This is a genomic window from Hydrogenophaga sp., assembly GCF_026125825.1.
GTDB lineage: Bacteria > Pseudomonadota > Gammaproteobacteria > Burkholderiales > Burkholderiaceae_C > Hydrogenophaga.
On record NZ_JAHCKK010000107.1, the window covers coordinates 1 to 12,043 of the forward strand.

At 70.4% G+C, this 12,043-nt stretch carries 12 protein-coding genes and 2 pseudogenes; 9 read left to right on the forward strand and 5 right to left on the reverse strand.

From position 1 onward, the window contains the following. The 3 genes and pseudogenes from KIT86_RS21850 to KIT86_RS21860 all read right to left on the reverse strand — a co-directional run. Positions 1–154, reverse strand: a pseudogene (locus KIT86_RS21850) (ABC transporter ATP-binding protein); the annotation flags it as partial. Positions 155–164: 10 nt separating this feature from the next. Beyond that, on the reverse strand, positions 165–935 hold the full coding sequence (locus KIT86_RS21855; protein WP_297402320.1) for an ABC transporter ATP-binding protein: 771 nt from the start codon (positions 933–935) through the stop codon (positions 165–167). A gap of 111 nt (positions 936–1,046) precedes the next feature. Next, positions 1,047–2,270, reverse strand: coding sequence for an ABC transporter substrate-binding protein (locus KIT86_RS21860; RefSeq protein ID WP_297402323.1), 1,224 nt, complete (start codon positions 2,268–2,270; stop codon positions 1,047–1,049). 169 nt (positions 2,271–2,439) lie between these two features. On the opposite strand from KIT86_RS21860, the gene KIT86_RS21865 reads away from it, so the two are divergent. The 3 genes from KIT86_RS21865 (at position 2,440) to KIT86_RS21875 (ending at position 5,376) form a co-directional block, all read left to right on the forward strand. Continuing rightward, the gene (locus KIT86_RS21865) at positions 2,440–3,333 is read left to right on the forward strand and encodes a LysR family transcriptional regulator (RefSeq protein WP_297402325.1); all 894 of its coding nucleotides are present in this window, start codon (positions 2,440–2,442) and stop codon (positions 3,331–3,333) included. A 94-nt stretch (positions 3,334–3,427) separates the two neighbouring features. Further along, positions 3,428–4,408 (forward strand): tripartite tricarboxylate transporter substrate binding protein, encoded by a 981-nt coding sequence (locus tag KIT86_RS21870; protein WP_297402327.1) that lies wholly within the window; start codon positions 3,428–3,430, stop codon positions 4,406–4,408. Beyond that, positions 4,405–5,376, forward strand: coding sequence for a succinylglutamate desuccinylase/aspartoacylase family protein (locus KIT86_RS21875; RefSeq protein ID WP_297402329.1), 972 nt, complete (start codon positions 4,405–4,407; stop codon positions 5,374–5,376). The genes KIT86_RS21870 and KIT86_RS21875 overlap by 4 nt, the downstream gene beginning before the upstream one ends. A gap of 21 nt (positions 5,377–5,397) precedes the next feature. Here KIT86_RS21875 and KIT86_RS21880 read toward each other — a convergent pair whose 3' ends face one another. Beyond that, on the reverse strand, positions 5,398–6,288 hold the full coding sequence (locus KIT86_RS21880; RefSeq protein ID WP_297402331.1) for an AraC family transcriptional regulator: 891 nt from the start codon (positions 6,286–6,288) through the stop codon (positions 5,398–5,400). 96 nt (positions 6,289–6,384) lie between these two features. Here KIT86_RS21880 and KIT86_RS21885 point away from each other — a divergent pair, with 96 nt between their 5' ends. The 4 genes from KIT86_RS21885 (at position 6,385) to KIT86_RS21900 (ending at position 9,671) form a co-directional block, all read left to right on the forward strand. Further along, positions 6,385–7,158 carry a thiamine pyrophosphate-binding protein gene (locus tag KIT86_RS21885; RefSeq protein ID WP_297402333.1) on the forward strand — a complete coding sequence of 258 codons (774 nt, stop codon included), beginning with the start codon at positions 6,385–6,387 and terminating at the stop codon, positions 7,156–7,158. Positions 7,159–7,252: 94 nt separating this feature from the next. Next, positions 7,253–8,173, forward strand: coding sequence for a thiamine pyrophosphate-dependent enzyme (locus KIT86_RS21890; protein WP_297402335.1), 921 nt, complete (start codon positions 7,253–7,255; stop codon positions 8,171–8,173). Between the two features lie 41 nt (positions 8,174–8,214). Further along, positions 8,215–9,198: a tripartite tricarboxylate transporter substrate binding protein gene (locus tag KIT86_RS21895; RefSeq protein ID WP_297402337.1), complete on the forward strand. Its 984-nt coding sequence runs from the start codon at positions 8,215–8,217 to the stop codon at positions 9,196–9,198. A 50-nt stretch (positions 9,199–9,248) separates the two neighbouring features. After that, on the forward strand, positions 9,249–9,671 hold the full coding sequence (locus KIT86_RS21900; RefSeq protein ID WP_297402339.1) for a heme-binding protein: 423 nt from the start codon (positions 9,249–9,251) through the stop codon (positions 9,669–9,671). An 83-nt stretch (positions 9,672–9,754) separates the two neighbouring features. Here KIT86_RS21900 and KIT86_RS21905 read toward each other — a convergent pair whose 3' ends face one another. Continuing rightward, on the reverse strand, positions 9,755–10,681 hold the full coding sequence (locus KIT86_RS21905) for a LysR family transcriptional regulator (protein WP_297402342.1): 927 nt from the start codon (positions 10,679–10,681) through the stop codon (positions 9,755–9,757). Positions 10,682–10,800: 119 nt separating this feature from the next. Here KIT86_RS21905 and KIT86_RS21910 point away from each other — a divergent pair, with 119 nt between their 5' ends. Beyond that, on the forward strand, positions 10,801–11,772 hold the full coding sequence (locus tag KIT86_RS21910; RefSeq protein WP_297402344.1) for a tripartite tricarboxylate transporter substrate binding protein: 972 nt from the start codon (positions 10,801–10,803) through the stop codon (positions 11,770–11,772). A 5-nt stretch (positions 11,773–11,777) separates the two neighbouring features. Then, a pseudogene (locus tag KIT86_RS21915) lies at positions 11,778–12,043 on the forward strand (amidohydrolase); the annotation flags it as partial.

The window sequence follows — 12,043 nt, forward strand, 5'->3', positions numbered from 1 at the left end:
CGGCGCCGTTGCGGCCCAGCAGCGACACCACCTCGCCCGGCTGCACATGCAGGCTCACACCGTGCAGGATGTGCGATTCGCCGTACCAGGTGTGGACGTCCTTGAATTCGATCGCCGGCGTGCCGGCGCCCTGGCCGGCCGCGCGGGCCGGCATTGCCGCGGCTTCAGCCATGGGCACCCTCCAGTTCGGCTTCCGAGCTGCCCATGTAGGCTTCCAGCACCTGCGGGTTGCGCGAGACTTCCGCGTACGGCCCTTCGGCGATCAGCTGGCCGAACTGCAGCACGGAAATGGTGTCGGCGATGCTGCCGACCACGCCCATGTTGTGCTCCACCATGAGCACGGTGCGCCCGCGCGCGGCCTGGCGGATCAGGGCGGCGGCGTGGGCGATGTCTTCGGCACCCATGCCGGCCATGGGCTCGTCCAGCAGCAGCACGCGCGGCTCCAGCGCCAGCGTGGTCGCCAGCTCCAGCGCGCGCTTGCGGCCGTAGGGCAGTTCACCGGCGGTGTGTCCGGCCCAGGCCGAGAGGCCGGCCTCCTCCAGCAGTTCGCGGGTGCGGCCGTCGTACTGGGCCAGCGCCCGGTCGCTGCGCCACCAGTCCAGCGAGTGGCCGCGGCGGCGCTGCACCGCCAGGCGCACGTTCTCGAACACGCTGAGCTGGCCGAACACGGCCGAGATCTGGAACGAGCGCACCAGGCCCAGGCGCGCCACCGCATCGGCCGGTGTGCGCGTGATGTCCTGGCCCTGGAATCGGATGCGGCCGCCCGTCGCGTCGATGAAGCGGGTCAGCAGGTTGAAGCAGGTGGTCTTGCCCGCGCCGTTGGGGCCGATGAGGGCGTGGATGCTGCCCTCGCGCACCGACAGGTTCACGTTCGAGACAGCGTGAAACCCGTTGAAGCTGCGCGAGAGGCCCTGCGTTTCGAGGATAGAAGACATGGTGGAGAGAGGCAATCAAGGGGCCGCTGCGCACGGCCGCTCCGAAGCGGCCGGCCCGCCCCCCGGTGGGGGTATGCGGCTACACGCAGTGAGCAAGCAACGGGGGGCTTCTTACTTCTTGACCAGGTAGCAGGTGCTCTGCGCCAGCGGCATGAAGGCCTGCTCGCCGGGAATCGTCTTGACCAGCTTGAGGTAGTCCCACGCGTACCGGGACTCGGCCGGCGTCTTCACCTGCCACAGGTACATGTCGTGCACCATGCGGCCGTCCTCGCGGATCTTGCCGCCCTTGGCGAACAGGTCGTTGATCGGCAGCTCGCGCATCTTGGCCGAGACGGCATCCGGATCGTCCGAACCGGCGGCCTGCACCGCCTTGAGGTAGTGCATGGTGGACGAGTAGTCGCCCGCGTGCGCCATGTTGGGCATCTGACCGCCCACGCGCTGCTGGTACCGCTTGGCGAAGGCGCGCGTCTCGTCGTTCATGTCCCAGTACCAGGCGTTGGTGAGCTGCAGCCCCTGCGCCACCGGCAGGCCCAGGGCGTGCACGTCCTGGATCCACAGCAGCAGCGCGGCCAGTTTCTGGTTCTTGGTCAGACCGAATTCGTTGGCCGCCTTGATCGCGTTGATGGTGTCGTTGCCGGTGGAGGCCAGGCCGATGATCTTGGCCTTGGAGGCCTGCGCCTGCAGCACATAGGACGAGAAGTCCGTGGTGCCCAGCGGGTGGCGCGCGGCGCCCACCACGCGGCCCTTGGCGTTGCGCACCACGTCGCCCACCTGCTGCTCCAGGCCGATGCCGAAGGCGAAGTCCACCGTGAGGAAGAACCAGGTGTCGCCACCGCCTTCGACGATGGCCTTGCCCGTGCCATTGGCCAGCGAGTAGGCGTCGTAGGTGTAGTGCACGGTGTAGGGCGAGCACTGTGCGTTGGTCACGCCCACATTGGAGGCGTTGTTCACGATCGCGTGGCGCTTTTTCTCCTTCGCCACGCCGGCCACGGCCAGCGCCACGCCGGAGTTGGCCAGGTCGTTGATCATGTCCACTTGGCCCGAGTCGTACCACTCGCGCGCCTTGGCCGCGCCCACGTCGGCCTTGTTCTGGTGATCGGCGAAAACCACCTCGATCGGCTTGCCGAACATCTTGCCGCCGAAGTCCTCCACCGCCATCTTCACCGCTTCGACGGCGCCCTTGCCCGAGATGTCGGCGTACACGCCGGAGATGTCGGTCAACACGCCGATGCGCAGCACGTCGTTCGACAGCTTGCCCTGCTGGGCGGTTTGTGCCTGGGCCACGCCCACGCTGGCGGCGACAACGGACGCGGCGGCCCACAGTTTCAGATCCATGCTGTTTGTCTCCTGTTTTGGTGATGGCCCCGAACAAGGGTGTTCGAGTCGGGCCAATGCTAGGAGACGGGGGGGCCCGCAACCATGGTCTGAAGGCACAGGAATCTACTCAAAAACCACATACCCGCTTCAAGCATCATGGACGCTTGAAGTCGACAAAGGACGCACCATGCAGATCAAATGGCTGGAAGACCTGATAGCGCTGGCCGAGACCAGGAGCTTCGTGCGGGCGGCCGCGCAACGCCACGTGACCCATCCCGCGTTCGGGCGGCGGATCCGCAGCCTGGAACAGTGGGCGGGGGCCGAGCTGGTGCTGCGCGATGGCGCACCGGTGACGCTCACCGCGGCGGGCGAGACCTTGCTCCAGCATGCGCGCCAGGCGGTGGAGGCGCTGGCGGCCGCGCGAAGCGAGATGCAGGACCAGGCCCTGCCCGGCCAGAGTGTGCTCACCCTGGCCACCGGGCGCACCTTGGCCAGGACGCTGGCCGCCGACTGGCTGTGGCGCATCCGGGCGCACACCGCTGGCGCGCTGGTCCATGTGCGCACCGGGTCGATGGCCGAGACCCTGCAGCGCTTCGAGCGCGGCGACGCCGACTTCCTGCTCACGTACTACCACCCGGCCATCTCCGTGCGCCTGCAGCCATCCCAGTACCTGCAGCACACCATGGCGCACGACCGCCTGGTGCCGATGTCGCGCGCCAGCGCGGGTGGCAAGACGCTCTATGGGTTTTCCGCCAGCAAGCCCGTGCCCTACCTGGCCTATGCCAACACGCTGGCCCTGGGCCAGCTGGTCTCCGATCACCTCTCGAACCACGCCCAGGCGCCCCGGCTGGCGCCCATCCTGCAATGCGACTCGGCCGATGCCCTGCTCGAATACGTGCTCAAGGGCCTGGGCGTCGCGTGGCTGCCCTGGTCCTTGGCGGTGGGGGCGCACAAAGCCGGAAAGATCGCGCCCCTGGCCGGCAAGGCCCTGGAGATCGCCTTCGAGGTGCGCATGGTTCGCACCAAGCGGCGCATGTCGGCGCTGGCAGAGACGCTGTGGGAAGTTTCCGCGCCCGGTTGAGATTTCTCAAAAAAGCACGGCCCGGTGCCCATTCGGCACATCGGGCCAACGGCGGCGCATCAAGAATCGCGGCAGATTCAAGCAGGAGACACCCATGCGATTTTTCCCAGTGCGCTTTTCATCGCTTCTGTCGCTGGCGCTCGCCGCAGGCCTGGTGCCCCTGGCGCACGGCCAGGCCGACACCTATCCGGATCGGCCGATCACCGTCGTGGTGGCCTACCCGCCGGGTGGCAGCACGGACCTCACCGGGCGGGCCGTGGCCGACCAGCTGTCGAAAAAGCTGGGCGTGCCCGTCGTCGTGGAGAACGTCGGCGGCGCGGGAGGGGCCATCGGCGCCCACAAGGTTTCGCGGGCCGCACCCGACGGCTACACGCTTCTCCTCGGGGCCAACAACGAAATCGCGATCAACCGGCTCATCTCGCCGTCGGTGAAATACAGCTACAAGGACTTCACGCCCATCGGACTGGTGGCGTCCCAGCCCATGGTGCTGGTGGCCTCCACCCAGAGCGGCATCAAGACGACAGACCAGTTCATCAAGACCGTCAAGTCCCGCCCCGGCAAATACATCTACGGCAGCTCCGGGGTGGGCACCGCGCTGCACCTCTCGGCGGAGATGGCCAAGCAACAGGCCGGCCTCTTCATGTCGCACATTCCCTACCGTGGCGTCGGGCCGCTGACGACGGACCTCTACGCCGGCACCGTCGACTTCGGCGTGTATGTGCTCTCCAGCGGGCTGCCCCACATCCGCGGCGGCAAGGTGGTGGCCCTGGGGATCACCGAGAAGAAGCGCTCGGCCGTCGCGCCCGAGATCGCGCCGCTGGCCGATCACCCCTCGCTCAGCCAGATGGACATCAGCGTCTGGTTCGCGCTCATGGCGCCACCCCAGCTGCCCGAGGCCATCGCGGCGCGCCTGCGCAAGGCCCTCGCCGAATCGCTGCAGACGCCGGAGTTCCGCAAGAAGCTGGAAGACAGCGGGTCGACCGTGGCGCCGCTCAACGTCGAGATGAATGGCTTTCTGGCCGAGGAATCGGCCAAGTACCAGAAGATCGTCAACTTCGCCAACATCAAGGAATGAGCCGCCCCGTGTTCGCCCTGACCCCTCCCGATCTCGGCCCCTGGCGCGCCGGCAACACCGGCGTGGAAGGCGTCTGGCACTTCGAGGCCGCCGCGGCAGGCCGCGCGGTCATGATCAGCGCCCTCGTGCACGGCAACGAACTGTGCGGCGCGTGGGCGCTCAAGGAACTGCTCGACGCCGGGCTGCGGCCGCAAGCCGGTTCGCTCACGCTGGCGTTCTGCAACCTGGAAGCCTTCGACCGGTTCGACCCCGACCACGGTGACGCATCGCGCTTCATCGACGAAGACATGAACCGGCAATGGACGCCGCAGCGCCTGGCCAGCGCCCACACGCGCGAACGCCAGCGAGCCGCCGCCCTGGCGCCTTTCGTGCAGCGCGCGCAATGGCTGCTGGACCTGCACTCCATGCACGAACCCGGCCAGCCGCTGTCGCTGGCGGGGCTGCAGGGGCGCAACCTGGCGCTGGCGCGCCAGCTTCGAGCACCGGAACATGTGGTGGTGGACGCCGGCCACCAGGACGGCGTGCGCATGCGCGACTACGGCCACTTCGGCCTGCCCGACAGCGAGAGCGGCGACACGCGTTCCCTGCTCATCGAGTGCGGCTACCACGGCGACCCGGCCAGCCTCGACGTCGCCCGCGACCAGTGCGCCCGTTTCCTGGTGGCGGCCGGCACCGTCAGCGCCGCGTCCGCCCTTCGGTGGATGCCCGGCTGGAAGGGGCCCGACGCCCCCCGGCAGTGGGCGCTGCACGTGACCGGCGGCGTGGTCGCCAGCAGCGAGCGCTTCTTCTTCACCCGCCCCCTCGAGGCCCTGCAGACGGTGGCGCGCGCCGGCACGGTCATCGGCGACAACGACGGCGAGCCCGTGGTGACGCCTTACGACGACTGCGTGCTGGTGATGCCCTCGACGCGCCAGGCCCGAAAGGGTGTGACGGTGGTGCGCTTCGCGCGCCGCGAAGCGCTGGACTGACCCACCCCCTCCCGCGCCCTCTTACCGTGCGCCGCGCACACCGCTGGCCACCAGGGCGCGGTACTCCGAGGGCGTGTGGCCCACCGCGCGGCTGAAGAACTTGCTGAAGTAGGCCGCGTCGTCGTAGCCCAGCTGCTGCGCCACCTGCGCCACCGACAGCGACGAGTACGCAAGCAGGCGGCGAGCCTCCAGCATCAGCCGCTCGTGCAGGATCTGCAGGGCCGACTGGCGCGCCACGTGGCGGCAGGTGCGGCTGAGGTGGTCGGGCGTCACGCCCAGGGCCTGCGCGTAGACGCTCAGCGGCCGGTGCTCGCGGTACTGCTGCTCCACCAGGGCGAGGTAGCGCCTGACCAGCGCGTCGCGATCGCCCTGGCCGCGTTCGCGCTTGAAGTGCTCGCCGCGCCGGCGCAGGTATTGCACCGCCAGCAGGGTGGCGCAGGCCAGCAGCGCGTGCACCCGGCCCGGGTGCCGGGCGCGGAACTCGCGCGCCACCTGCTCGAAGAGGCTCGCGCACGCCGCTTCATCGCCCGCCTCCAGCCGCGGCAGCACGCAGGAGGTGCCCAGCCCGTCGTCCACCAGGTTCGAGCCGCCCAGCAACTGCCGCAGCGTGGCGGTGGGCAGCGTGACCTGGTGGCCCACGGCATCGGGCGTGTAGGTGAAGCCGTGCACCGAACCCGGCGCGAGCAGCAGCATCACCGGGGCCTGGGCCTCGAAGTCCTGGCCGTCGATGGTGCCGCGCACGCTGCCATGCGCGAGAAACTGGAACTGGTGCAGACCTTCGTGGCGGTGGGCCGGAATCGTCCAGTCCATTTCGGTGCCGCGCACCGCCACGGACTCGTAGTGCAGGCAGTCGTCGGGCTCGTCGTGGCGGACTTCCCGGAAGGGAACCAGCAGCAGGGGGGAAGCGGTCATGGCAGCGGTGGGTGGGAAGGCGATGCCGGAAAAGTACCCGAATCGGGCCGAAACGTCCATCGCTTCGGCACCGCCGCTCGCGCATCATCCGCCTCCATGACACGCAACCCTGATCCCGGCGCACCGCTGCCCGCTACCGCCACGACCACCGCCCCGCCCCTGCGCCTGACCGGCGCGCAGGCGCTGGTGAACGTGCTGCTCGCCGAGGGCGTGGACACGGTGTTCGGCATCGTGGGCGGCAAGCTCTCGCCGCTGTTCCATGCGCTCAGCCGCGAGCCGCGCATCCGCTTCATCGGCGTGCGCCACGAAGCCGCCGGACCGATGATGGCCGCCGCCGTGCACGCGGGCACCGGCCGGCTCGCGGTGGCCGTGGGCGAGCTGGGCCCGGGCGGCCTCAACCTCGCCGCCGGCCTGGGCGTGGCGTTCAACAACAACCTGCCGCTGCTGGCCATCACCACCAACCAGCACCGCGCCGCGGCCTACCCGCACACCGGTGTCTTCATGGACCTGGACACGGTCGCGGTGACCCGGCCCCTGACCAAATGGAACGCGGTGGTGAACGACGCGCGGCGCATGCCGGAACTCGCGCGGCGCGCCTTCCGCGAAGCCCTGGGCGGGCGGCGGGCCGGTGCCTGGACATTCCGCAGGACGTGCTGGGCGAGTGCAGGCAGCGCTTTAAAATGCGACGGTTCGAGCTCGCTCCCCGGCGCTACCGCGCCACGCAAGGGCCACGCCCGGCGCAGGCGTCGGTGGACGCGCGGCGGTGCAGCTGCTGCGCGGTTAGCCCGGCGCCCGCTCCTCGTGGGCGGCGGCGGCGTGGTGGCCGCCGGCGCGGCCACCGCGCTGCGCGCGCGCTCGCCAACGGCCTGAACGCACCGGTGGTGCCGCAGATGGCGCTGGGCGTGGTGCCTTCCGGACAGCCGCACTTCATCAGCCACGGCGGCCTCATCGCAAAGGCGCGTCGGTGAAGCACGCCTTCGAGCGGGCGGATGTGATCCTCAGCGTGGGCTGCCGCTGGTCGTCGTGGATGTGGGACGCGCGCGGCGCGCTCGCACGGCGCCACCACCGGCTCATCAACATCAACATCGACCCGTCCTCGCTCGGGCAGGCCGCGCTGCACGAGGTGGCCATGCAGGCCGATGCGGGCGAGGCGCTGCGCGACCTGCTTGCCGCGCTGGGCGACGGCGCCGCAGCGGCCGAGGGCGCCTGGCTCGCCGGGCTGCGCGCCGTGCGCGCGGAGCACGAAGACCAGCTCGCGCAAATGGCGGCCGACCCCGACCCGGTGATGCATCCCTCCGCCCTGGCCAAGGCCCTGGGCGAGGCGCTGCCAGCCGACGCGCTCGCGGTCTACGACGGCGGCCACACCACCTTCTGGAGCAACGACCTCACGCCGGTGCGCGAGGTGCGCACGCGCTTTCACGAGCCCGGCATGTCCCACCTGGGCTACGGGCTGCCCGCCGCGATCGCGCTCCAGTCGCAGTTCCCCGGGCGCACGGTGCTCAACATCACCGGCGACGGTGCCTTCGGCTTCACGCTCAACGAACTCGACACCGCGCGCCGCTACCGCCTGCCGGTGATCACGGTGGTGCACAACAACGCCGCCTGGGGCGTGATCCGCATGGGCCAGAAGGCCGGGCTCGACTTCGAGATGGCCACCGGCCTGGAAGACACCGACTACGCCGCCATCGCGCGCGGCTTTGGTTGCCACGGCGAGGTGGTCACGCGCGCTGCCGACGTGGCGCCGGCCCTGCAACGCGCGATCGCCTGCGGCCTGCCCGCCGTGCTCGACTGCCGCACCCGCTTTGTGCCGCACCCCGCGGTGGGCGCGTTCGCGAGCATGAACAAATACGGCTTCGCCTCGCTCACCCGGCTCGACCCGCCCTGAAGGCGGGCGCCCCGCTTTCCACAACAACCAGGAGACAAGACATGCAACGCAGAACCCTGCTGCGCGCCGGCGCCGCCTTCGGTGGCCTGGCCACCACCGGCCTGCCCGCCCTCGCCCAGGCCCCGGCCAACGCCACCCTGTGGTCGGGCTTTCCGGTCGGCGGCGGCCTGGGCGACCAGGTCGCGCGCCCGCTGATCGACCAGCTGCGCGGCAAGTACCCGCAGCCCATCATCTACGACAGCAAGCCCGGCGCGGGCGGCCGCATCGCGGCCGAGTTCGTCAAGCGCTCCGCGCCCGATGGCAACACCCTCTTCGGTTGCCCGAGTTCGGTCATGACCTTGCACCCGCACGTGTTCAGGAAACTGCCCTACGACACGCTGACCGACTTCACCCCCATCGCCGGGCTGTGCAGCTACACCGCCGTGTTCACCGCCGGCCCGGGCCTGCCCGCCGAGATCCGCACCGTGGCCGATTACCTGAAGTGGGCCCGGGCCCACCCGGGCCAGGCCAACTACGGCGTGCCGGCCACCGGCTCTTCGCTGCACCTGGCCGGCGCCATGCTGGGCAGGCAGTCGGGCGTGGACATGCAGGCCGTGCCCTACAAGGGCGGCGCGCCGCTGCTCACCGACCTGCGCGGCGGGCAGATCCCGGTCAGCTTCAACGTGGTCAGCGAGGTGCTGCCGCACATCCGCGCGGGCAGCCTGCGCGCGCTCGCGGTCTCGGCGCCCACGCGCTGGAAGGCCCTGCCCGAGACGCCCACGCTGACCGAGCTCGGCTACAAGGACGTGGCCTTCGTCGACTGGCTCGGCTGGTACGGCCCGGCCGGCATGGAGCGGGCCAAGGTGGCCGCGCTCAACACGGCGGTCAACGACGCGCTGGCCTCGGCCGCGATGAAGGAGGTGATCGACAAGAACGGCCTGGAAACCATGCGGGTGTCGCCCGAGGGCCTGGCCAAGGCCGTCCGCGAGAACCACGCCTTCTGGGCCCACGTGGTCAAGGTCACCGGCTTCAAGCCTGAAGACTGAACGTGGCAAGATCGCCCGCCCCTTTTCCTTTTCCCCACCTTCACCCGACCATGAGCCTCACCCTCGTCCAAGCCCGGCAGATCCTCGACACCGCCCTCGCCACCGCGCGCGAGAAGGGCTACCAGCCCATGGGCATTGCCGTGCTCGACGCCTCGGGCAACCTCAAGGCCTTCGTCAGCGAAGACGGTGCCAGCATGTTCCGCTTCGACATCGCCCGGGCCAAAGCCTGGGGCGCGGTCGGCATGGGCGTGTCCAGCCGCACGCTGAGCGAGCGCGCCAAGGGCAACCCGAACTTCTTCGTCTCGCTCGCGGCCACGGCCGAAGGCAAGTTCCTGCCGCAGACCGGCGCGGTGGTGATCCGCGATGCTCAGGGCCAGCTGCTCGGCGCGGTGGGCGCCAGCGGCGGCACCGGCGATGAAGACGAACTGATCTGCCTGGCCGGTGTGGCCGCGGCCGGGCTGCAGGCCGGCTGACAAGGCGCGGCCACGCCGGTGAGCGTGGATGAGCAGCCGCGCACCGGCACCCCGACCCGCAAGCTTCGCGCGCGCCCTGGCGCCTAGGGCCGCAGCCCCTCGTTCGCCTCGCGCCGGTTCACCTCGTGGAACAGGCCGCGCAGCCAGCGGTTGGCCGGGTCGTGCTGCATGCGGCGGTGCCAGAACTGCTGCACGTCGATCACCGGCACCGCAAAAGGCAAGGCAATGCGGCGGATGGCGATGTGGCGCTCCATCACGGTCGCGATGTCCTCCGGCACCGTGGCCACCAGGTCGGTGCCCGGCAGCAGCGAGAGCAGGCTCATGAAGTGCGAGAGCTCCAGCGTCACGTGGCGCTGCCAGCCCTTGTCGTCGAGGTAGCGGTCCAGCAGGTGCTCGCGCCCGTCGGGCCGCACCACCACGTGCCGTGCCGCCAGGTACTGGCGCTGCGTCATGCGCTCGACCGCCGGCCCGGCGTGCGCGCAGGTCACGCAGGCATACGAGGTCTTGAACAGCGCCTGCTGGAAGAAACCGGCCTTGTGCAGGTCGGGGAAAAAGCCCACGGCCAGATCGCCCTCGCCCGACTCCAGCGCCTCGGCGGCGGCAAAGCGCGTGCGCGCGGTGGCGCGCAGGCGAACCTGCGGCGCTTCCTGCCGCAGCCGCCGCAGCACCCCGGGCAGGAAGGCCACCTCGCCGATGTCGGGCGTGAGGATGGTGAAGGTGCGCTCGGCGCGCGCGGGGTCGAAGCTGGCCTTCTGCAGGATCTCGGCGTTGATCGCCTCCACCACGCGGTGCACCGCGGGCGCGAGCTCCATGGCGCGCGGCGTGGGCTTCATCTGCGCGCCGGCGCGCACGAACAGCGCATCGTCGAACACGGCGCGCAGCCGCGCCAGCGCCGCGCTGGTGGCCGGCTGGCTCAGGCCCAGGGCCTCGCCGGCGCGGCCCACGCTGCAGTGGCGGGCCATGGCATCGAACACCACGAGCAGGTTGAGGTCCACGGTTCGAATATCCATGGCGTGGATTCTATGAATCCATGATCGCGTCTGGTCATCCACGGCGTTGATCCCTAGCATCCGCTGCGGATTCTTCCGATAACCACCGCGCCGCACGCACGGCGCCCAGGAGACAAGACATGAAACGCAGAGACTTCGCGGGAGCCGCGCTCCTCCTGCCGCTGGCCGGCGCCTTGCACGCCCAGGCCCCGGCCTGGCCGCAACGCCCGGTGAGATTCATCCTGTCGCAGCCGGCCGGCGCCGGCCCCGACATCCTGGCGCGCTACATCGGCGAGCAGCTCGCCCGCCTGTGGAACCAGGGCGTGGTGGTGGAGAACCGCCCGGGCGGGCAGAACGTGATCGGCGCGCAGGCCGCCGCGCGCTCGGCCGCCGACGGCTACACCTTCTACTACGCCACCACGGCCGCGATGGTCACCAACGCTTTCACCTTCAAGGCACTGCCCTACGACCCGGTGAAGGACTTCGCGCCGGTGCGCCTGGTGGGCCGCAGCCCCTTCGTGATCGCCACCAGCAGCGCCGCACCGTTCAAGGACCTGGCCCAGGCGCTGGCCGCCGCGAAGGCACAGCCGGGCGCTGTCACCATCGGCACCGAAGGGCCCAAGACCTTCTCCGGCATGCTGGCCGACAGCGTGGCCGTCAAGGGGGGCGTGAAGCTCAACCACGTGTCGTACACCAAGGGGCCCGAGGCGATCCAGGACCTGATCGGCGGCCGCATCCAGCTGGTGTGCCTGCCCGACGCCGCGCTCACCGCCTTCATCAAGAGCGGCCAGCTGCGCGCGCTCGCCATCAGCACCGCCCAGCGCCAGCCCGACATGCCCAACGTGCCGGCCCTGGCCGAGACCTTCCCCGGCTTCGAATACACCGGCTGGAACGGCCTCTTCGCGCCCGCGGGCACGCCGGCCGACGTGGTGGCCCGCGTGAACCGCGACCTGGAGACCGTGCTGCGCCAGCCCGAGGTGGCGCAGCGCCTGCAGGCCCTGGGCTCGCTGGCCGAGCCCAAGATGTCGGTGCCCGAGTTCGAGGCCTTCATGCGCGGCGAGCACGAGCGCTGGCGCGAGGTGATCAAGTCGCTCGGCATCACCGCGGAGTGAACGGCGTGGCGGCACTGGCTCCCTGCACCTGCGGCGGCATCGACGTGCATGCGCACGTGGTGCCCGAGAACTTCCCGGCCTACATCGGCCGCCGCATGCCGCCCGACTGGCCGTCGATGGCGCCGGCGCAGCCCTGCCACCGCCACGTGATGATCGCGGGCAAGAACTACCGCACGGTCTCCGACCTGTGCTGGGACGTGCCCAAGCGCCTGCAGGCGCTGCCCGACATGGGCCTGGACCTGCAGGTCATGTCGCCCATGCCCGAGCTGCT

Excerpts from the sequence above, each read along its gene's own strand:
- KIT86_RS21855 (WP_297402320.1), bottom strand. The coding sequence starts at position 935 with ATGTCTTCTATCCTCGAAACGCAGGGCCTCTCGCGCAGCTTCAACGGG.
- KIT86_RS21860 (WP_297402323.1), bottom strand. The coding sequence starts at position 2,270 with ATGGATCTGAAACTGTGGGCCGCCGCGTCCGTTGTCGCCGCCAGCGTG.
- KIT86_RS21865 (WP_297402325.1), top strand. The coding sequence starts at position 2,440 with ATGCAGATCAAATGGCTGGAAGACCTGATAGCGCTGGCCGAGACCAGG.
- KIT86_RS21870 (WP_297402327.1), top strand. The coding sequence starts at position 3,428 with ATGCGATTTTTCCCAGTGCGCTTTTCATCGCTTCTGTCGCTGGCGCTC.
- KIT86_RS21875 (WP_297402329.1), top strand. The coding sequence starts at position 4,405 with ATGAGCCGCCCCGTGTTCGCCCTGACCCCTCCCGATCTCGGCCCCTGG.
- KIT86_RS21880 (WP_297402331.1), bottom strand. The coding sequence starts at position 6,288 with ATGACCGCTTCCCCCCTGCTGCTGGTTCCCTTCCGGGAAGTCCGCCAC.
- KIT86_RS21885 (WP_297402333.1), top strand. The coding sequence starts at position 6,385 with ATGACACGCAACCCTGATCCCGGCGCACCGCTGCCCGCTACCGCCACG.
- KIT86_RS21895 (WP_297402337.1), top strand. The coding sequence starts at position 8,215 with ATGCAACGCAGAACCCTGCTGCGCGCCGGCGCCGCCTTCGGTGGCCTG.
- KIT86_RS21900 (WP_297402339.1), top strand. The coding sequence starts at position 9,249 with ATGAGCCTCACCCTCGTCCAAGCCCGGCAGATCCTCGACACCGCCCTC.
- KIT86_RS21905 (WP_297402342.1), bottom strand. The coding sequence starts at position 10,681 with ATGGATATTCGAACCGTGGACCTCAACCTGCTCGTGGTGTTCGATGCC.
- KIT86_RS21910 (WP_297402344.1), top strand. The coding sequence starts at position 10,801 with ATGAAACGCAGAGACTTCGCGGGAGCCGCGCTCCTCCTGCCGCTGGCC.